The following is a 19,141-nucleotide window of genomic DNA, read 5'->3' as shown; positions in this document are numbered from 1 at the left end:
CGACGGGCCGCCGGGCGGGTCCGGCGGCCCCGCCGTACTACCGTGCGGCGGTCACGGCACGGGCACCTCGTCCGTGGTGGCGGCGCGGTGCCGGGCCGCCGCTTCCACGAGCGCGGCCATCACCCGGGTGTCCTCGCCCATCTCGGGGTGCCACTGGACCCCCAGCACCAGGCTGTCGTGGCCGCCGAGTTCCACCGCCTCCACGGTGCCGTCGGGCGCGTGGGCGCTCGCCGTGAGGCCGGATCCCAGCCGGTCCACGGCCTGGTGGTGGTAGGTGGGCACCACGGCCGGCTCCGGGGCCACGGCCGCGTAGACCGTGCCCCGGACGGGGGTGACGGTGTGTTCGGCGAAGACCCCGGTGCCGCCGGTGTGCCCGTCCAGGTGCTGGTGCAGAGTGCCGCCGAGAGCGACGTTGAGCAGTTGCATGCCCCGGCAGATGCCCAGCAGCGGGACGCGCAGATCGATCGCCGCCCCGATCAGCGCGAGTTCCCACGCGTCGCGCGCGCGGGCGGGCGGGCCGGTGCGCGGGTCGGGCGACCGGCCGTAGCGGGCCGGTTCGACGTCCGCGCCGCCCGCGATCACCACACCGTCCAGTGCCGCCACGGTCTCCCGGGCCGCGTCGGCGGCGTCGTCGGGCGGCAGCAGCACCGCCAGGCCGCCGACCGCCCGCACCAGGCGCGGGTAGGTGGCGGGCAGCAGGACGGCGGGCATCTCCCACACGCCCCAGCGGGCCGGTTCCTGGTAGGTGCTGATGCCGATGACGGGCCGGGCCATGGAGCCCTCCTCCGGTTCGTTCACCGCCGCGCACGGGCACGGCAGGGGCTGGCGTACGGTCGACTTCTCGGTGTCACGGCCGTGTTCGCTCCCGCGACAGTTCGGCCTCGGCCGCCGCCAGGGCGGCGAACTCCTCCTCCGGGGCGCCCGCGACGAGGTGGTGGCGGCTGTGGAGGGCGAAGTAGGCCAGCGCCACCACGTACACCCCGAGCGCGATGAACGCCGCGTCCCGGTCCACCAGGAAGGTCGCCACCAGCGCCGAGCACGCCAGGACAAGGGCCACGGACGAGGTGAGCGCGCCGCCGGGCGTGCGGTAGGGCCGGTGGAGCCCCGGTTCGCGGCGGCGCAGCACGATGTGGGAGAGCGCCATCAGGGCGTAGCTGATGGTGGCGCCGAAGACGGCGACGTTCAGCATCCGGCCGCCGTTGCCGATCCAGGCGGCCAGCGTGAAGCCGATCGCGCCGGGGATCAGCAGGCCGAGGTAGGGGGACTTGCGGCGGTTGGTCAGCGAGAGGAAGCGCGGCAGATAGCCGGCCCGGGAGAGTGCGAACAGCTGGCGGGAGCCGGCGAAGATCAGCGAGAAGAACGAGGCCACCAGGCCCGCCAGGCCCGCGTAGTTGACGAAGCGGCTCAGGCCGGTGGGACCGCCGTCGCCCTCCAGCGCGACCACCAGGGGGTTGCCCGCCTCCTGGATGGCCCTGGCGCCCTGGGCCCCGGTGGCGGAGAGGAAGGTGAGGACCGCCAGCCCGACCAGCACGGTCAGCGAGATGGCCAGCGCCCTGGGCATCGACCTGACCGGGTCCTTGGCCTCCTCGGCGGCGAGCGGCACGCCTTCGACGCCCAGGAAGAACCACATGCCGAAGGGGAAGGCGGCCCAGATGCCGAGCAGTCCGAAGGGCAGCCAGGACGAGGAGCCGAACGTGCCGGTGTCCACCGGGATGTCGTCGAGACGGCCCGGGTCGAAGTCGGTGAACGCGCCGATGGCGAAGACCAGCAGCGCGACCACCGCGATGGCGGTCACGACGAGGCTGAACCGCAGCGCCTCGCCGACGCCCCAGAGGTGGATGCCGATGAAGACCGCGAAGCAGGCGAGATGGACGGGCCAGCCGGAGGTGAGGCCGAACAGGCCGAGCGATTCGACGTAGTCACCGATGAAGAGCGAGATGGCGGCGGGCGCGAGGATGTACTCGATGAGGATGGCCGTGCCGGTCAGGAAGCCGCCCCAGGGGCCCAGGGCGCGGCGCGCGAAGCCGTAGCCGCCGCCGGCGGTGGGCAGGATGGCGGAGAGTTCGGCCAGCGAGAAGACCAGGCAGGCGTACATCAGGCCCATCAGCACGGTGGCCGCGGCGAGCCCTCCGAAACCGCCCTTGGACAGGCCGATGTTCCAGCCGGAGTAGTCGCCGGAGACGACATAGGCGACGCCGAGTCCGGTCAGCAGGAGCCAGCCGGCGCTCCCCCGGCGCAGGGTGCGACGGTGCAGGTACGCGTCCGTGCCGGACCCGGCGTCGGCCTTGCCGCCGGGCGGGCTGGTGGAGGTGTCGGTTCCCTGGGCCATGGGGCGCTCCAGACGTGTGTCGACGGCGCTGCGTCGAGGCGGTGAAGGCTGATCAAAGGTTCACCGGCACACCTTTATGGAACGCCAGGGGGAAACACAAGAGGCGCGCGTCAAACAGTGGTTACGGGTGTGGGCCATGCTGGTGACGGGTGCTCGGGGTGGAGCCGCCGAGTCAGTGCGGCTTCACGGCCGGGCCCTTCCCAAGCAATGGTCCCCTGTCATACCTTATGGATCCCGGTGGCACCCAAGGAGGAATCCCGTGGCAGACCGCACACCCCCGCTCGCCGTCGAGGAGCTGCGCGCCCTCGTCGCGAGCGGATCCGTCGACACCGTCGTGCTGGCCTTTCCCGACATGCAGGGCCGCCTCCAGGGAAAGCGGTTCGCCGCCGGGTTCTTCCTCGACGAGGTCCTGGAGCACGGTACCGAGGGCTGCAACTACCTATTGGCCGTGGACACCGACATGAACACCGTCGACGGCTACGCGATGTCCTCCTGGGAGCGCGGCTACGGCGACTTCGCCATGCTCCCGGACCTGGCCACCCTGCGCCTGCTGCCCTGGCACGAGGGCACCGCGCTGCTCCTCGCGGACCTCGCCTGGAACGACGGCAGCCCGGTCGTCGCCGCGCCGCGCCAGGTCCTGCGCCGCCAGCTGGACCGGCTGGCCGCCCTCGGCCATCGGGCCCAGGTGGGCACGGAGCTGGAGTTCATCGTCTTCAAGGACAGCTACGAAGAGGCCTGGGACCGCGGCTACCACGGCCTGACCCCGGCCAACCAGTACAACATCGACTACTCCATCCTCGGCACCGGCCGGGTCGAACCGCTGCTGCGCCGCATCCGCAACGAGATGCAGGCGGCCGGGCTGACCGTGGAGTCCGCCAAGGGTGAGTGCAATCTCGGCCAGCACGAGATCGCCTTCCGCTACGACGAGGCGCTGGTCACCTGCGACCAGCACGCGATCTACAAGACCGGTGCCAAGGAGATCGCCGCGCAGGAGGGCGTCTCGCTCACCTTCATGGCCAAGTACGACGAGCGCGAGGGCAACTCCTGTCACATCCACCTCTCGCTGACGGACGGCGACGGCGAGAACGTGATGGCGGGCGACGGCCCGGACGGCATGTCGCGGCTGATGCGGCACTTCCTCGCCGGGCAACTCGCCGCCCTGCGCGACTTCTCCCTGCTGTACGCGCCGAACATCAACTCCTACAAGCGGTTCCAGCCCGGCTCCTTCGCACCGACCGCCGTCGCCTGGGGCCACGACAACCGCACCTGCTCGCTGCGCGTGGTCGGCCACGGCCGCTCCCGGCGCTTCGAGAACCGGCTGCCCGGCGGCGACGTCAACCCGTACCTCGCCACCGCGGGGCTGGTCGCCGCGGGGCTGTACGGCGTGGAGCACGAACTGACGCTGCCGGAGGTCTGCACGGGCAACGCCTACACCGCCGAGTACGAACAGGTGCCGACCACCCTGCGCGAGGCCGCCGACCTGTGGGAGGCCAGCCCCATCGCCAAGGAGGCGTTCGGCGAGGAGGTCGTCGCGCACTACCTGAACATGGCGCGTGTCGAACTCGCCGCCTACGACGCCGCCGTGACCGACTGGGAGCTGCGCCGCTCCTTCGAACGCCTGTGACCTCCCACCCGTTCCCCACTCCCGATCGAGGCCCGTACGTGTCCCCACAGTCCGCACCGCACAGCCTGGACGTCCTGAACCCGGCCACCGGCGAGGTCGCCGCCACCGTCCCGGCCGCCACCGCCACCGACGTCGACACGGCCGTCGCGCGCGCCGCCGCCGCCCAGCGTGCCTGGGCCGCGGCGACCCCGGCCGACCGCGCCCGGCTGCTCCGCCGGTTCGCCGCCGTCGTCGACGCGCACATCGAGGAACTGGCCCTGCTGGAGGTCCGCGAGGCCGGTCACACCATCGGCAACTCCCGCTGGGAGGCGGGCAATGTGCGCGACCTCCTGGACTACTGCGCGGGTGGCGTCGAGCGCCTGCTCGGCCGGCAGATCCCGGTCGCCGGAGGCATCGACTTCACCCTCCTGGAGCCGCTCGGCGTCGTGGGTGTGATCGCCCCCTGGAACTTCCCGATGCCGATCGCCGCCTGGGGCGCCGCCCCGGCGCTCGCCGCCGGGAACGCCGTGCTGCTCAAACCCGCCGAGACCACGCCGCTGACCGCGCTGCGCCTGGCGGAACTGGCCCTGGAGGCGGGGCTGCCCGGCGGGCTCCTCCAGGTGCTGCCGGGCGAGGGACCGGTGGCCGGGGCCGCCCTGGTGGACCACCCCGGCGTGGCCAAGATCGTCTTCACCGGTTCCACCAGTACCGGAAAGCACATCATGACCCGCTGCGCCGCCCACGTGAAGCGCCTCACCCTGGAACTCGGCGGCAAGAGCCCGAACGTCGTCTTCGCGGACGCCGACCTGGAGGCCGCGGCGGCCGCCGCCCCGATGTCCTTCCTGGACAACGCCGGGCAGGACTGCTGCGCCCGGACCCGCATCCTGGTCGAGCGCACGGTCCACGACCGCTTCCTCGAACTGCTGGCACCGGCCCTCGCCGCCGTGGTGGTCGGCGACCCCTCGGACGAGCGGACCGCGATGGGCCCGCTGATCTCGGCCGCCCAGCGGGACCGCGTACGGGGCTTCGTGGACGGCGTCGCCGGGGGCGGCCTGCCGGACGGCGTACGGACGATCCTCGGCTCGGCCCCCGACGGGCCGGGGTTCTGGTACCCGCCGACCGTCCTCGCCGGGGTGTCGCCCGAGGCCCCGGTGGCCGTCGACGAGGTCTTCGGCCCGGTCGCCGTGGTGCTGCCCTTCGACGACGAGGCGGACGCCGTACGGCTGGCCAACGCGACGGAGTACGGGCTGGCCGGGTCGGTCTGGACGCGCGACGTGGCCCGTGCCCTGCGGGTCGGCCAGGGCCTGCGGGCCGGGAACCTCTCGGTCAACTCGCACTCCAGCGTCCGCTACGCCACTCCCTTCGGCGGCTACAAGCAGTCCGGTCTGGGCCGCGAGCTCGGTCCCGACGCACTCACCGCGTTCACCGAAACCAAGAACGTCTTCATCAGCACGGAGGCCTGAGCACCATGACCGACACCACCGCCGTCTGCCGCCGCCTGGTCGGCCGCACCGCCGTAGTCACCGGAGCCGGGAGCGGCATCGGGCTGGCGACCGTCCGGCGCCTTGCCGCCGAGGGCGCGCACCTCGTCTGCGCCGATGTCGACGAGGAGAGCGGCAAGGCCGCCGCCGAGGAGGTGAACGGCCTCTTCGTACGGACCGACGTCACCGACGCCGAGCAGGTGGAGGCGCTGTTCAAGGCCGCGTTCGACACCTACGGCTCGGTCGACATCGCCTTCAACAACGCGGGGATCTCGCCGCCGGAGGACGACTCCATCCTGGAGACCGGCCTCGACGCCTGGCGCCGGGTGCAGGAGGTCAACCTCACCTCCGTCTATCTGTGCTGCAAGGCCGCCATCCCCTACATGCGCCGCCAGGGCAAGGGCTCCATCATCAACACGGCCTCGTTCGTGGCCCGGATGGGCGCCGCCACCTCACAGATCTCCTACACCGCCTCCAAGGGCGGCGTGCTGGCCATGTCACGCGAACTGGGGGTGCAGTTCGCGCGCGAGGGCATCCGGGTCAACGCGCTGTGCCCCGGGCCGGTCAACACCCCGCTGCTCCAGGAGCTGTTCGCCAAGGACCCGGAGCGGGCCGCGCGCAGGCTGGTGCACATCCCGGCCGGCCGGTTCGCCGAGCCCACCGAGATGGCCGCCGCCGTGGCCTTCCTGGCCAGTGACGACTCCTCCTTCGTCAACGCCACCGACTTCCTGGTGGACGGCGGCCTCACCGGCGCCTACGTGACCCCGCTCTAGACCGCACGCGTGCGGGGGGCGGGACGCCCGGCGCCCCGTCCCCCGCACGCCCTGCCCCACCACAGGAGTGAGCTCAGCGTGTCCGTACTCCGTTCCGCACCCCGGTCCGCCCGGCGGACCGTCACCGCGCTCGCGCTGGCCGCCGCGCTGGCCGGCGTCACCGCGCCCGCCCAGGCCCACGACCGCCCGGCCCCCGGCCGCTCCTGCCCGCGGCTGACCGTTTCCACCGGCTGGTACGGGGCCAACCAGGCCCGGATCCAGCGGATCATCGACCGGTACGGGAGCTGCGCGCCGCACCACCGCGACGGCCGCGCCGCGCCGGTGGCCGTCTTCGACTGGGACAACACCGTCGTCAAGAACGACATCGGCGACGCCACCATGTTCTGGCTGCTGCGCAACTCCCGCATCCGGCCGCCCGAGCACGGCGACTGGCGCACCACCAGCCGCTATCTCACCGATGCGGCGGCCAGGTCGCTGCGCGCCGCCTGCCCCGGGGGCACCGGCCGCGACCGCACTCTCCCGACCGCGACCGACACGGCCTGCGCCGACGAGATCCTCTCGGTCTACAGCGATGCCGCCACCACCTCGGGGCAGGACGCCTTCGCCGGGTACGACCGGCGCACGATGGAACCCTCGTACGCCTGGCTGGCGCAGCTGACCCACGGCTGGACGGCCGCCCAGGTGCGTGCCTTCGCCGCCGCGGCCCGCGCCGAGAACCTGGCCGCTCCGGTGGGCGCCACCCAGCGGGTCGGCAGCACCCCGGACGCCACCGGCTACGTCCGCTACTACGACCAGCAGCGCGACCTGATCCGCACCCTGCGCCGGGCCGGGTTCGACGTGTGGATCGTCTCCGCGTCGCCGCAGCCCGTCGTCGACGTCTGGGCCGGGGGCGTCGACGTGGCGCCCGGGAACGTGATCGGCATCCGGTCCACCACCGAACGGGGCCGCTACACCTCGCATCTGCGCTCCTGCGGCACCGAGCGCCCTGGGCAGGACGCGCAGATCACCTATATCGACGGCAAGCGCTGCTGGATCAACAAGGAGATCTTCGGGGTGCGCGGCGCGGCCGCCTCCCGGGTGCAGGTCCCGGCGAAGCGGCCGGTGTTCGCGGCCGGGGACTCCGACACGGACGTGTCGATGCTCCGGGACGCGACCGGACTGCGGCTGGTCCTCAACCGGAACAAGACGGAGCTGATGTGCCGTTCCTACGACGACGCGGACGGCAGATGGGTGGTCAACCCCATGTTCATCGGGCCGAAGGGCCGGATGGACGGCGTCTATCCGTGTGCCACCACCGGATACACCGCCTCGGACGGGTCGTCGCGGCCCGTGCGCCGCGGTGACGGCGGTGTGATCCCCGATCAGCGGGACACCGTCTTCGCGGGCTGACCCACCGGCGCGCGGGTGCGGGGCCAGGCCGGCCCGCCACCCGCGCGCCGTGGCGTTCAGCCGCTGACGCTCGGTTCGCCGGTCTCGATGTGCCCGGTGTACCGCCGCGACCAGGAGGTGTCGCCGCCGATCGTCACCGTGAAGTCGTACCAGCCGTGGGCCAGCGCCACCGCGTTGAAGTAGTCCTGTTCGCTGCCGCCGGCCGCGACGGTGTACGTCCACGGCCCGTCGCCGCGGTACTGGCCGGAGGTCACGGTGAACGTGACGGCGGCCGCCGAGGTGTTGGTGAAGGTGAACCAGAGTGCGGGCCTGCCGGTGTCCGGTGCGTCGGCGTAGCGGGCCGCGACCTCGCAGGACCTGCCCGCGGCCTTGGCGTCGCCGGTGAATCTGCGCAGGAATCTGTTGGGTCCGGTCATGGTCAGGTCGTACTTGCCGTCCCCGCTGCCCGTGCCGATGCTGAAGAAGTCCGTGGCGGTGCCGCCCGCGTCCACGGTGTACTGCCACGGCACCGTCGCGCGGTAGGCGTTGGGGTGTACGGAGAAGTGCGCGGCACGGGTCGCCGGTGCGCCCTTGTTGGTCATGGTCAGCCAGATCTTGACCGCTCCCGCGGCACCGGACTCCAGCCGGTCCACATCGCCGCCGGGCTGGTACGGCAGCGCGCGGGCGGGCCGGGTGCCGGGTTCCTGCGCGGGCAGCGCGTTGTCCTGCGGGACGGGGTTGGGCAGCGGGCCGCAGGTGCTCAGCCCGATCACCGAGGTGCCCGGCAGGCCGGACGGCACACCCTTCACCGGGTGGGCGAAGTCGAAGACGCCCGTGAGGTCGCCGCTGACCCTGCGCCGCCAGGCGCTGATGTGGGGACAGACGGCCGGCTTCCCGAGGGCCGCGGTCCAGGTCTCCAGGAAGCGCAGTACGGAGGTGTGGTCGAAGACCTCGGAGGAGACCCAGCCGCCGCGCGTCCAGGGCGACATGACGATCATCGGGACCCGGAAGCCGAGGCCGATGGGCACTCCGCCGAGGAACTCGCCCTCGGTCCCGGCCGGCGGCGAGGGCGGCGGCACGTGGTCGAAGTAGCCGTCGTTCTCGTCGTAGTTGAGGAAGAGCACCGTGGAGTCGAAGACGTCCTCGTCGGCGGCGAGCGCCCGGTACACCAGGTCGACGAAGTGCGCCCCGTCGCCGGGCGGGGCGTAGGGATGCTCGGAGAACGCCTGGCTGGCGACGACCCAGGACACCTGCGGCAGGGTCCCGGCCAGCACGTCCGCCCTGATGGCGGCGGCGATGTCGTCGGGGGTGGAGCCGGTCACCTTCTTCACCGACCCCATCCCGAGGTCGTGCAGAGGGTCGCCGGGCGGGGCGTCCGTGAACTTCCGGAAGTAGGCGAGGCCGTTGTCGCCGTAGTTGTCGTCGGCGTTCTGGTACACGCGCCACGACACACCGGCCCGCTGGAGCGCCTCGGCGTACGCCTCCCAGGTGAGCCCGGACTCGTCACCGCCGTCCTTGCTGGACGCGTCCACCTTGCCGCTCCACAGGAAGGTGCGGTTCGGTCCGGTCGCGCTGAGCGCCGAGCTGAAGTAGGCGTCGCACACCGTGTAGTGGTCGGCGAGCGCGTAGTGGAAGGGGATGTCGGAGCGGTCGAGGTAGCCGAGTGCGCGCACATTGCCCACGCCCGCCACCCAGTTGTCCATCCGGCCCTGGTTCCAGGCCGAGTGCTGCGAGGTCCAGCTGTGCGGCAGGTCTCCGCTGCACTGGGCGAGCGTCTCGGGGTCGGCGCCGCCCGCCGCCGGTGTGGCGCTGAGCTTCCAGGGGTGCTGGCGCCCCGTGCCGTGCGGCTGGTCGAAGACGGTGCGGCCACCGGCGAGGGTGATCCCGGACCGGTCGGAGAAGCCGCGTACGCCCTTGAGCCTGCCGAAGTAGTGGTCGAAGCTGCGGTTCTCCTGCATCAGCACCACCACGTGCCGCACGTCCTTGATGGTGCCGGTGGCCGCCTTCGCGGTCGCCGTCCTCGTCCGGGCCGCCGCCACGCCCGCGCCGAGCGCCACAAAACCCCTTCGGGTGATCGGTGTCATCTGCCTGCCTTCGCCGGGTTCGAATGCGTCGTCATGACTTCGAAGCCAGCGTGCCGCGCCAGATGGTTCAGCACCAGACCTTTGACAGGGCGTTGTGTCTGCGGCTTTCCAGCAGTCCCTCACGAGCACGGACCCAAAGGTGTGATACGGGATGTTTACGGGCCGCGGGGCGGCGACGAGAAGCGTGCGTCACCGCTCCGGGCCGGGCACCGGCGCCGAGGACGGCGACCGGCCCGGCGTCGGCGCCCGGTCAGCCGTCGTCCCGCTCGCCTCGCCCTGCGCGGACGGCCAGCGCTCCAGCAGGAAGTGCAGGGCCTCCACGGACCGCTCCCAGGACGCCTGAACATCGCGGGGCGCGCCGAAGCCCCCGCTCGCCTCCAGGGCGCAGTAGCCGTGGAAGGTGCTGCGCAACAGCCGTACCGCGTCCGTGAGATCGGGCTCGGCCAGACCGTAGGCGCGCAGCATGGCGCCCGTGGTCTCTATGGTGCGGTGGTACGCGGACGACCGCGCGACGATCTCGGGGGCGACCCGCATCTGCGTCGCCTCGTACCGTCCGGGCCGCTCCAGCGCGAAGGCCCGGTAGGCGTCGGCGAACGCGACCAGGGCGTCCTTCCCGGCGCGGCCCGCCACCGCGGCACCGATCCGGTCGATGAACTCCCCGGCCGCCAGCAGCGCCACCCGGGTCCGCAGGTCGTGCAGATTCCTGACGTGCGAATAGAGGCTAGCGTCCTTGACCCCGAAGCCGCGGGCCAGGGCGGAGATCGTGACCTTGTCGAAGCCGATGGAATCCGCCAGATCGGCCGCCGCCCCCACCACGCGGTCGGTCGTGAGACCCGCGCGCGCCATCCGCCACCTCCGTCGAACATGCCTAGGATCTCTAGGCAGTTTCCTAATATACACAGGAGCGCCCATCCGGACGACGCCTGACGGGCCGTTCCCGCACCCCGTATCCATACTGAAGATTCCGGCATTGCTGAAGGTGCAGGCATCCCCGAGACAGATTGCGGAGCACACACATGAGCGGCACCGCGCAGATCGGCGTCACAGGGCTCGCGGTCATGGGCCGCAACCTGGCGCGCAACTTCGCCCGGCACGGATTCACGGTCGCGGTGCACAACCGGACCGTGGCCAGGACCGATTCCCTGGTGAAGGAGTACGGCGACGAGGGCTCCTTCGTGCCCGCGCGTACGCCGGAGGAGTGCGTCGCGGCGCTGGAACGCCCGCGCAGGCTCGTCATCATGGTGAAGGCGGGCGACCCGACCGATGCCGTGATCCACGAGTTCGCCCCGCTCCTCGACGAGGGCGACGTCATCATCGACGGCGGCAACGCGCATTTCGAGGACACCCGCAGGCGCGAGAAGGAGCTGCGCGAGCGCGGGATCCACTTCGTCGGCGCCGGCATCTCGGGCGGCGAGGAGGGCGCGCTGAACGGCCCGAGCATCATGCCGGGCGGTTCGGCCGAGTCCTACGCGTCGCTGGGGCCGCTGCTGGAGAGGATCGCCGCGAAGGCCGAGGACGGCACCCCGTGCACCACGCACATCGGCCCCGACGGCGCCGGGCACTTCGTGAAGATGGTCCACAACGGCATCGAGTACGCCGACATGCAGCTGATCGCGGAGGCGTACGACCTGCTGCGCCAGGTGGCGGGCTACTCCCCCGCGAAGATCGCCGAGACCTTCCGCGGCTGGAACACCGGCCGCCTGGACTCGTATCTGATCGAGATCACGGCGGAGGTCCTCGCCCACACCGACGCGGCGACCGGCAAGCCCTTCGTCGACATCGTGCAGGACCGGGCCGAGCAGAAGGGCACGGGCCGCTGGACGGTGCAGACCGCCCTGGACCTGGGGGTGCCCGTCTCGGGCATCGCCGAGGCCGTCTTCGCCCGTTCGCTCTCCGGGCACGCGGATCTGCGCGAGGCCGCGCGGGAGCTGCCGGGTCCGTCGGCCACCCCGCTCGGCGAGGAGGCGGCCGCGGCCTTCGCCGACCGGGTGGAACAGGCGCTGTACGCGTCCAAGATCGTCTCGTACACACAGGGGTTCCACCAGATCCGGGCGGGCAGCCTGACATACGACTGGGACATCGACCTCGGGGCGGTGGCGGCGATCTGGCGGGCCGGCTGCATCATCCGGGCGGCGTTCCTGGACCGGATCCGGGCGGCCTACGAAGCCCGGCCCGACCTGCTGAGCCTGCTCTCGGACCGGCGGTTCGCCGAGGAGATCGGGGCGGCCCAGGACGACTGGCGCACGGTGGTCGCCGAAGCGGCGCGGCAGGGCGTGCCGACGCCGGGGTTCGCCGCCGCGCTGGCGTACTACGACGGGCTGCGCGCCGACCGGCTGCCCGCGGCGCTCACCCAGGGGCAGCGCGACTTCTTCGGCGCCCACACCTATCGCCGTACGGACCGCGAGGGCGTCTTCCACACGCTCTGGGGCGGCGACCGCTCCGAGGTGTCCGCGGGCTGACGCCCCGGGCGCGCGGCGGGCCCGCCGGGAGTTCCGGTCGCTCGCCCGGCCCGGCCCGCCGGGCGCGGTACGGTCGTCGTGGTCGCCCGGCCGGGTGGCCCGGGGTGCGGCGGCCTCCCGTCTGTGCATAAGTAGCAGCAGGCCCCTGCTCGTCGCCCCCGTCGCGAGCCCGTTGCCCTTGCCCGCCCTCGCCGCACCAGGGAGCCCACGCATGCCCGACGCCACTCCGGAGACCGCACCGGAACCGGCCGCGCCCCAGCCCGTCGTCGCACCGCTGACCAGCGCGGCGCTGATCCTGGTCGCCACCATCGAGCCCGGTGGCGAGACCGCCGTGCGCGAGGTGCTGCCGGATCTCGCGGCGTACGCCCGCTCCATCGGCTTCCGGTACCCCGAGTCCGGCCTGGCCTGTGTGACCGGTTTCGGGTCCGGGGCCTGGGACCGGCTGTTCGCCGGGCCGAGGCCGGACAAGCTCCACCCGTTCCAGGAGTTGCACGGCGCCCGGCACCACGCCCCCGCCACCCCGGGCGATCTGCTGTTCCACATCCGGGCCGAGCGGATGGACGTGTGCTTCGCCTGGGCCGGCCGGCTGCTCGACCGGCTCGGCGCGGCGGTCACGGTCGTCGACGAGACGCAGGGGTTCCGCTACTTCGACCACCGGGATCTGCTCGGCTTCGTCGACGGCACGGAGAACCCGGTGGGGGCGGACGCGGAGGCGGCGGCCCTGGTCGGCACCGAGGACCCCCCGTTCGCGGGCGGCAGTTACGTGGTCGTGCAGAAGTATCTGCACGACCTCACCGCCTGGAACGCGCTGAGCACCGAGGAGCAGGAGCGGGTCATCGGCCGCACCAAGCTGGACGACATCGAGTTCGCCGACGACGTCAAGCCCGCCGACTCGCACATCGCCCTCAACACGATCACCGACCCGGACGGCACGGAGCACGACATCCTGCGTGCCAACATGCCGTTCGGCAGCTTCGGGCAGGGCGAGTTCGGCACGTACTTCATCGGATACGCCGCCGATCCCGGGGTGACCGAGCAGATGCTCCGCAACATGTTCCTCGGCAGTCCGCCCGCCACGCACGACCGCATCCTCGACTTCTCGACCGCGGTCACCGGCACGCTCTTCTACACCCCCAGCGCCGACTTCCTCGACGCCCCGCCGCCCTCGCCCTCGTCGGCCGGGTCCGGGGCCCTGCCCGAGCCCGCCTCCGCGCCGGCGACGGCAAAGGCCCCGGACCCGGCCCGCCCGGCCGACGGCTCGCTGCACATCGGCAGCCTGCAAGAAAGCGCCCCGTGATGAACAATCTCCACCGCGAACTCGCCCCCGTCACCGAAGCCGCCTGGGACCAGATCGAAGAAGAGGCCCGGCGCACCTTCAGCCGCCATGTGGCGGGCCGCCGGGTCGTCGACGTCACCGACCCGGACGGCCCCGGACTGGCGGCCATCGGCGACGGCCATCTGCGCGACATCGACCCGCCCGCCCCGGACGTCATCGCCCGCGCCCGCACCTCGGTGCCGGTCATCGAGTGGCGGGTGCCGTTCACGGTGACCCGGTCGGCCGTGGACGATGTCGAGCGCGGCTCGGACGACAGCGACTGGCAGCCCGTCAAGGACGCGGCCCGCACCTGCGCGTTCGCCGAGGACATGGCGGTCATCGACGGCTACGCCTCGGCGGGGATCACCGGGCTCCGGGACGGCTCCTCGCACGCGCCGCTGACGCTGCCCGCGGACGCCCGCGACTACCCGACCACCGTCAGCCAGGCGCTGACCCGGCTACGGCTGGCCGGTGTCGACGGACCGTACCGGCTGCTGCTCGGCGCCGACGCCTTCACCGAGGCCACCGAGACCTCCGACCACGGCTACCCGGTGGCCACCCATCTGGCCCGGCTGCTCGACGACCAGATCCTGTGGGCGCCCGCCGTCACGGGCGGTGTGCTGCTGTCCACCCGCGGCGGCGACTTCGAGCTGTGCCTCGGCCAGGACCTCTCCATCGGCTACCAGGACCACGACGCGACGGGCATCCGGCTCTACTTCCATCAGGCGTTCACCTTCCGGATGCTGACGCCCGAGGCCGTGGTCCCGATCATCGCCTGAGGAGCTACCTCCGGTGCCCGCTCGCCCTGACGGTCCAGGTCAGGGTGTCGGTGGCCAGGGCGCGCACGGCGGGGTCGCGGATGGCGTCCGTACGGTCCACGGCCTCGGCGGTCACCTCATGGGCGCGGCCGTCCGGCCGCACGCCCAGCGATGCGGGGGTGACGGAGGTGCGTCCCCGGGCGAAGACCCTCTCGACGCCGTCCACGTACCAGCGCAGATCGGTCCTGGCCAGTCCGGTGGCGGCGCCGGGCCGGTGGGGGCGGGGCCCGGCGGTCCCCAGACGCGCGGGCGTCACGGCGATGCGCCGGCCCGGTCCGACCGCCGTGCCGGTGTCGACGGCGCTGCTCAGCGCGTTGCCCGCACGGTAGAACCCGGCGATCATCGCCTCCCTGCCCGGCAGGTTGAACTCGGTGTTGCTCAGCTCCCGCATGATCGACGATCCGGTGGGGCGGTAGAGCCCGAACGGGTAGTAGGCGCTGCCCTCGTACGCGCCGACCGTGCCGCCCGCCGGGTCGGCCTGCCCCAGCCAGCGGTACCACTTGGCGCGTTTCTCGGCGAGCCGCGCGGCCGTGTAGGTGGTGGAGTTGATCCCGCCCGGCTCGCCGCCGGTCCAGGTCCCGTACGCGTCGTAGGTGTACTCGTCGTCCAGCAGGCCCACCGAATGCCCTATCTCGTGGGCGGCTATCAGGCTGGACGAGGGGTGGTCGGAGGAGAGGGTGGAGACGCCGTTGAAGGGGTGGCCCTCCGCCTGGAGCCCGGAGTAGCCCGCGCCCCCGTACTTGGTGGAGTTGGCGATGACGACCACCAGGTCGGCGGCGGGCGCCTTCGCCGCGTACGCGGCCACCTTGTCGATGTCGGTGCAGATCAGCCGCTCGATGTCGGAGCACCAGAAGTAGCTGCCGAGCGCGGTGTCCTTGACGGTGCCCGCGCCGGGGTCGCCGCTGATGCCGGAGTCCCGGGAGACGGCGTCGACGGTCCATACGTTGAACAGGCCCTGGTAGCTCTTGTAGGGCTCCAGTGCGGTGATGTCGGCCCATTTGGCGGTGGCGTCCGCGTGGAAGTCGTCCTGCTGGTCCGCCGTGTAGCCGTCGCCGATGATCACGACGTCCAGGCGGTCGTCGGAGGGCCCGGTCACCGCCTGTTCGCCCACCGTGCCGTCGGCGGCGGCCTCGGCCGCGCTCGGCGCGGCGGCCGCGCGCTTCGGGGCGGGGGCGGTGGCCGGTACCTCGACGGTCCGGCCCGGGCCGCCCGGATCGGGGAAGTACTCGGCCGCGAGGCGACGGCCCGGGTCGGTTCCCCCGGGGGCGGCCGACGCCGGTGCGGTGGTGGCGGTCGCCGCCAGGAGTCCGGCGAGGGCGAGCCCCGCCGCCACTCCTGCCGTTCGGCGCGTGCGCGGGCGTATGCGCATGGACAACTCCTCGGGGTGCGGGGTGACTTCCAGGGCACGGCCAGTGCGTAACCCATGGGTTAACTCGACTTAAGGCGATGCTTAACCTAGAGGTGCGCGGACTGCCGGACAAGGCCCGGGATCCGGGCGGCCGAGGCCCGTATCCGGGCATTTACGATGCAGGGACCGCATTTCGAGGCGGTGCGAGGCGAAAGGGCGGCGCGATGGACGCGAGACGCACGGCGGGACGGGGCCCCGGACCGGACGAGGAGCCCGGATCCGTCGGCCGCCGCGTGCAACAGCTGCGCACGAAAAAGGGCATGACGCAGCGTCAATTGGCCGAGCCCGTCTACACCCCGGCCTATGTCTCCACCCTGGAGGCCGGCCGGGTGCGCCCCTCGGAGGCGGCCGTACGCCATCTCGCGGACCGGCTCGGCGTCACGTACGAGGAGCTGGCGACGGGACGTCCGGCCCATCTCGCGACGGGCCTGCGGCTGGGACTCGTCGAGGCCCAGCGGACGCTGGCCACGGGAGCCGCCGAGGACGCGGCCGCCTCCTACGCCCGGCTGCTCGGCGAGGCGGAGCTGCACGGGCTCGACGACGAACGCGCCTCGGCCCTGCTGGGCCTGGGGCACTGCGCCCTGGAGACGGGTGATCTGCCCGCGGCCCGCGAGCACTTCGAGGCCGCGGAGAGGCTGCTCGCCGACGCCCCGCTCCCCCGGCGCGCCCCGGCCGTCCGGGGCAGGGCGGTAGCCCATCTGCTGGCCGGTGAACTCCGGTACGCCTGCTACCTGCTGGAGAGCGCGATCGACGCGCTCAACACCTCCGGTCTCCAGGACCCCGGCGCGCTCCTACTGCTGTACACGGCCGCGATCGCCCCGTACATGGACATGGGCGCGCACGCCCGCGCCGCCCAGGCGGCCGAGCTGGCGCTGGCCCTCGCGCCGCAGGTCTCCGATCCGGAGCTGGTCGCCGGACTGCACCGCAGCGTCGCCCGGACCCTGCTGGCGGCGGGCCGCACCGCGGAGGCGGACGCCTCGCTCTCCCGGGCGGCCGAGATCTACCAGCAGCTCCAGATCCGCACGGAACTCGCGCACTGCCACTGGATGCGGGGCTATGTGCGCGCGCAGGACGGCGATCTGCCGGGCGCGGAGAGCGAACTGCGCGCCGCCCGCGACATGCTGGCGTCGAAGCGGGCCTCCCTCTACACGGCTCAGGTCGAGGTGGAACTGGCCGATGTGCTGCGCCGCCGCGGCAAGGCCGCCCAGGCCAGGGAACTGCTGCACAGGCTCCTCGGCGAACTGCACCCGGACCGGGGCGCGGTCCACGCGGGCGGCGCCCATCGCCTGCTCGGCCTGATCCACGAGGAACAGGGGGAGCCGGAGTGCGCCGAGGAGCACTACGTCAGCGCGCTGGCCCTGCTGGAACGGGCGGGGGCCGCCGGCGACCTCGCGGACATCTGCCGCCTCCTGGGCGACCTGCTGCGCCGTACGGGCCGGACCGAGGCCGCCATGGACGCGTACCGCACCGGCCTCGGCCACCGCGCCTCCCCCGGCACCACCACACTGGGCCCGTCCCCGGCCCGCCCGCCCACGGCCTGACCCGGGCCCGCCGCGGGGCTCACGGGCCGTCCGGGCCTTCCACGGTCACCGGGGCCGCTGGGGCGAGGGCTGCGGTTCCGGGGCGGGGTCGGGAGGTGCCGGGGGCGGCTGCGGGATCGGGTCCGGGGAGGGACCGGGAGGGACGGGGCCGGGCGGCCGGGGCGGCGGCTCCGGCACGGGGGGCGGCGGTCCGGGCGGCGGCCCGGGGGTGGGGCCCGGCGGCACCGGGTCGGGATACGGATTCGTCATCGGGGGCCTCCGAAGGAGTTGTGCGATCTCCTTCCACGGTCTCCCGGGGCGGACGCCCGCGCCTGGTGGGGCCCCGCGCGGAAGTTCCGTTCGCTCCGCCGGGCCCGCAAGCCGTGCCGAGGTCAGCGTGCTGCGGCGGCCGCGGCGGCGAGGCCCGTCCGGGGGCTGGAGAGCACCGGAACGCGGGTGCCCGTCCGGGTGACCGCACCGGCCATGGACGCCTGCGCCAGCACGATCGCGTCGCACTCCGTCACCGCGTCGGCAGCGGCCGCGACGAGGTCCAGGAAGCCCTCCCGGTCGCCTGCCCCGAAGCGCGCCCAGGCACCCTCCACCACGACCGCACGCACCTCGACGGGACGGTCCCCCGCCTCTTCCGCGAGAAGCGCGAGGGTCGGCTCCAGCGTGCTGGTGAGCGCCGCCAGCACCACCACGCGGTCCCGTGCCACGGCGGCCGCCGCCATCGGCCGGTCGACGCGCAGCACGGGCACGCCGAGCGCCGCCGACTGCGACTCGGCGACGGCGCCGATCGTCGAGCAGGTGCAGAGCACGGCGCGGGCACCGTCCGCGACGGCGCCCGCGAGCAGGCCCCGGACATCGTCCGCCACCGCCTCGGGACCGGCTTCCCGGGCCCGGTCGAGCAGTCCCTCGTGCACGAGGTGGCGCAGGGCGAGTCCGGGGTGGTCGGCGTCCCGGAGCGCGTCGAAGACCGGTACATGGACCGGGGATGTGTGCAGCAGGGCGAGCGTCATCGCCCGAACGGTACAGCCCCGGCCGCACCGCCGGAGCGGGAGGACGGGCACGCCCTCGCGTCCCGCCGTGGCGCGGAAGCCCTGGGCGAGGGCGCCCCCGATGCCCTCGCGCTCATGACTGGTCCGCCACGGCGGTGCCCCCCTCGGCGGCCGGACCCGGTCAGCGCGGCGCGGGCACGGCGTGCGGGCTCCGCTCGGTGGCAGTGCCGGGGGCGGGCTCGGACGCATCGGCTCCGAGCGCGACGATGCGGTTGTCGGCGTCGACGTGCACGACGCGCGGGACCAGATCACGCGCCTCCGCGTCGTCGACCTGGGCGTAACTGATGAGGATGACCAGGTCACCGGGGTGGACCAGGTGGGCGGCGGCGCCGTTGATGCCGATGACACCGGAGCCGCGTTCGCCCTCGATGACGTACGTCTCCAGGCGGGCGCCGTTGTCGATGTCGACGATGTGCACCAGCTCGCCGGGCAGCAGGTCCGCTGCCTCCATCAACGCGGCGTCGATGGTGACGGAACCGACATAGTGCAGGTCGGCGTGGGTCACGGTGGCGCGGTGGATCTTGGACTTGAACATGGTACGCAACATCGGAACACTCCCACGAGTAGGCTCCCTGCCTGCGTTTTTACAGGTCAAGGGCTATTGCGACACGCTACAACGAGTCGCGTCCCCGGGCGGCCGCCACCAGGTTCTTCGGCACTCGCGTTCTTCGGGACCCGCGTTTTTCAGGACCCGCACCGACCACCCGCCGACCGATATGTCCACCCGGACTCCGAAGGTGCTGACCATCGAAGGTGCTGACCATCGAGGCCGTACGAGCGTCCCGACGTGGTGATCACCATGGGCCGCGGCGGCACCTGCCTCCTCTCCCCCGGCAAGAAGCACCTCGGCTGAGCGCTCGTGACGGCTGATCGCCTCCGGGTCGACTGGGGATCGCAACGCCCAGGACGTCAGCACCCTCATCGG

Annotated in this window: 15 protein-coding genes; 8 read left to right on the top strand and 7 right to left on the bottom strand. The window is 72.9% G+C overall.

Annotated features, from left to right (window positions below):
- Positions 1 to 51: 51 nt before the first annotated feature.
- On the bottom strand, positions 52 to 774 hold the full coding sequence (locus tag ACFVFH_RS22760) for a gamma-glutamyl-gamma-aminobutyrate hydrolase family protein (RefSeq protein WP_383771662.1): 723 nt from the start codon (positions 772 to 774) through the stop codon (positions 52 to 54).
- A 73-nt stretch (positions 775 to 847) separates the two neighbouring features.
- Positions 848 to 2,329: an ethanolamine permease gene (gene eat / locus ACFVFH_RS22755; protein WP_383771660.1), complete on the bottom strand. Its 1,482-nt coding sequence runs from the start codon at positions 2,327 to 2,329 to the stop codon at positions 848 to 850.
- A 259-nt stretch (positions 2,330 to 2,588) separates the two neighbouring features.
- Here eat and ACFVFH_RS22750 point away from each other — a divergent pair, with 259 nt between their 5' ends.
- The 4 genes from ACFVFH_RS22750 to ACFVFH_RS22735 all read left to right on the top strand — a co-directional run bounded on the left by ACFVFH_RS22750 (position 2,589) and on the right by ACFVFH_RS22735 (position 7,575).
- Entirely contained in the window at positions 2,589 to 3,953 is a 1,365-nt protein-coding gene (locus ACFVFH_RS22750; RefSeq protein ID WP_383771658.1) for a glutamine synthetase family protein, read from the top strand.
- Positions 3,954 to 3,991: 38 nt separating this feature from the next.
- Positions 3,992 to 5,395 (top strand): aldehyde dehydrogenase family protein, encoded by a 1,404-nt coding sequence (locus ACFVFH_RS22745; RefSeq protein WP_383771656.1) that lies wholly within the window; start codon positions 3,992 to 3,994, stop codon positions 5,393 to 5,395.
- Between the two features lie 5 nt (positions 5,396 to 5,400).
- The gene (locus ACFVFH_RS22740) at positions 5,401 to 6,186 is read left to right on the top strand and encodes a 3-oxoacyl-ACP reductase (protein WP_383771654.1); all 786 of its coding nucleotides are present in this window, start codon (positions 5,401 to 5,403) and stop codon (positions 6,184 to 6,186) included.
- Positions 6,187 to 6,264: 78 nt separating this feature from the next.
- Entirely contained in the window at positions 6,265 to 7,575 is a 1,311-nt protein-coding gene (locus ACFVFH_RS22735; protein WP_383771652.1) for a haloacid dehalogenase-like hydrolase, read from the top strand.
- A 56-nt stretch (positions 7,576 to 7,631) separates the two neighbouring features.
- Here ACFVFH_RS22735 and ACFVFH_RS22730 read toward each other — a convergent pair whose 3' ends face one another.
- Together ACFVFH_RS22730 and ACFVFH_RS22725 are read right to left on the bottom strand one after the other, a co-directional pair.
- Positions 7,632 to 9,638: a phosphocholine-specific phospholipase C gene (locus ACFVFH_RS22730; protein ID WP_383771650.1), complete on the bottom strand. Its 2,007-nt coding sequence runs from the start codon at positions 9,636 to 9,638 to the stop codon at positions 7,632 to 7,634.
- A 189-nt stretch (positions 9,639 to 9,827) separates the two neighbouring features.
- Positions 9,828 to 10,484 (bottom strand): TetR/AcrR family transcriptional regulator, encoded by a 657-nt coding sequence (locus ACFVFH_RS22725; RefSeq protein ID WP_383771648.1) that lies wholly within the window; start codon positions 10,482 to 10,484, stop codon positions 9,828 to 9,830.
- A gap of 170 nt (positions 10,485 to 10,654) precedes the next feature.
- On the opposite strand from ACFVFH_RS22725, the gene gndA reads away from it, so the two are divergent.
- The 3 genes from gndA (at position 10,655) to ACFVFH_RS22710 (ending at position 14,191) form a co-directional block, all read left to right on the top strand.
- The gene (gene gndA, locus ACFVFH_RS22720; RefSeq protein WP_383771646.1) at positions 10,655 to 12,097 is read left to right on the top strand and encodes an NADP-dependent phosphogluconate dehydrogenase; all 1,443 of its coding nucleotides are present in this window, start codon (positions 10,655 to 10,657) and stop codon (positions 12,095 to 12,097) included.
- A gap of 211 nt (positions 12,098 to 12,308) precedes the next feature.
- Positions 12,309 to 13,394, top strand: a complete 1,086-nt coding sequence (locus tag ACFVFH_RS22715; protein ID WP_383771644.1) for a Dyp-type peroxidase — start codon at positions 12,309 to 12,311, stop codon at positions 13,392 to 13,394.
- Positions 13,394 to 14,191 carry a family 1 encapsulin nanocompartment shell protein gene (locus ACFVFH_RS22710; protein ID WP_383771642.1) on the top strand — a complete coding sequence of 266 codons (798 nt, stop codon included), beginning with the start codon at positions 13,394 to 13,396 and terminating at the stop codon, positions 14,189 to 14,191. Before ACFVFH_RS22715 ends, ACFVFH_RS22710 begins: the two co-directional genes overlap by 1 nt.
- Positions 14,192 to 14,195: 4 nt before the next feature.
- On the opposite strand, the gene ACFVFH_RS22705 is transcribed toward ACFVFH_RS22710, so the two are convergent.
- The gene (locus tag ACFVFH_RS22705) at positions 14,196 to 15,599 is read right to left on the bottom strand and encodes a M64 family metallopeptidase (protein ID WP_383771640.1); all 1,404 of its coding nucleotides are present in this window, start codon (positions 15,597 to 15,599) and stop codon (positions 14,196 to 14,198) included.
- Between the two features lie 203 nt (positions 15,600 to 15,802).
- On the opposite strand from ACFVFH_RS22705, the gene ACFVFH_RS22700 reads away from it, so the two are divergent.
- Positions 15,803 to 17,179 carry a helix-turn-helix domain-containing protein gene (locus ACFVFH_RS22700; protein ID WP_383771638.1) on the top strand — a complete coding sequence of 459 codons (1,377 nt, stop codon included), beginning with the start codon at positions 15,803 to 15,805 and terminating at the stop codon, positions 17,177 to 17,179.
- A gap of 371 nt (positions 17,180 to 17,550) precedes the next feature.
- On the opposite strand, the gene ACFVFH_RS22695 is transcribed toward ACFVFH_RS22700, so the two are convergent.
- Entirely contained in the window at positions 17,551 to 18,177 is a 627-nt protein-coding gene (locus ACFVFH_RS22695; RefSeq protein ID WP_383771636.1) for an aspartate/glutamate racemase family protein, read from the bottom strand.
- Between the two features lie 160 nt (positions 18,178 to 18,337).
- Positions 18,338 to 18,763, bottom strand: coding sequence for an aspartate 1-decarboxylase (gene panD / locus ACFVFH_RS22690; protein ID WP_383771634.1), 426 nt, complete (start codon positions 18,761 to 18,763; stop codon positions 18,338 to 18,340).
- Positions 18,764 to 19,141 lie beyond the last annotated feature (378 nt).

Source organism: Streptomyces sp. NPDC057697 (genome assembly GCF_042799335.1).
Lineage (GTDB): Bacteria > Actinomycetota > Actinomycetes > Streptomycetales > Streptomycetaceae > Streptomyces.
Note: the sequence above shows the minus strand (reverse complement) of the source record. Positions and strands in the feature narration are given on the sequence as shown.

What these genes read in the sequence shown, in the direction of transcription:
- ACFVFH_RS22715 (WP_383771644.1), top strand. Translation starts at nt 12,309, where the DNA reads ATGCCCGACGCCACTCCGGAGACCGCACCGGAACCGGCCGCGCCCCAG.
- ACFVFH_RS22725 (WP_383771648.1), bottom strand. Translation starts at nt 10,484, where the DNA reads ATGGCGCGCGCGGGTCTCACGACCGACCGCGTGGTGGGGGCGGCGGCC.
- ACFVFH_RS22730 (WP_383771650.1), bottom strand. Translation starts at nt 9,638, where the DNA reads ATGACACCGATCACCCGAAGGGGTTTTGTGGCGCTCGGCGCGGGCGTG.
- panD (WP_383771634.1), bottom strand. Translation starts at nt 18,763, where the DNA reads ATGTTGCGTACCATGTTCAAGTCCAAGATCCACCGCGCCACCGTGACC.
- gndA (WP_383771646.1), top strand. Translation starts at nt 10,655, where the DNA reads ATGAGCGGCACCGCGCAGATCGGCGTCACAGGGCTCGCGGTCATGGGC.
- ACFVFH_RS22710 (WP_383771642.1), top strand. Translation starts at nt 13,394, where the DNA reads ATGAACAATCTCCACCGCGAACTCGCCCCCGTCACCGAAGCCGCCTGG.
- ACFVFH_RS22740 (WP_383771654.1), top strand. Translation starts at nt 5,401, where the DNA reads ATGACCGACACCACCGCCGTCTGCCGCCGCCTGGTCGGCCGCACCGCC.
- ACFVFH_RS22700 (WP_383771638.1), top strand. Translation starts at nt 15,803, where the DNA reads ATGGACGCGAGACGCACGGCGGGACGGGGCCCCGGACCGGACGAGGAG.
- ACFVFH_RS22705 (WP_383771640.1), bottom strand. Translation starts at nt 15,599, where the DNA reads ATGCGCATACGCCCGCGCACGCGCCGAACGGCAGGAGTGGCGGCGGGG.
- ACFVFH_RS22760 (WP_383771662.1), bottom strand. Translation starts at nt 774, where the DNA reads ATGGCCCGGCCCGTCATCGGCATCAGCACCTACCAGGAACCGGCCCGC.
- eat (WP_383771660.1), bottom strand. Translation starts at nt 2,329, where the DNA reads ATGGCCCAGGGAACCGACACCTCCACCAGCCCGCCCGGCGGCAAGGCC.
- ACFVFH_RS22695 (WP_383771636.1), bottom strand. Translation starts at nt 18,177, where the DNA reads ATGACGCTCGCCCTGCTGCACACATCCCCGGTCCATGTACCGGTCTTC.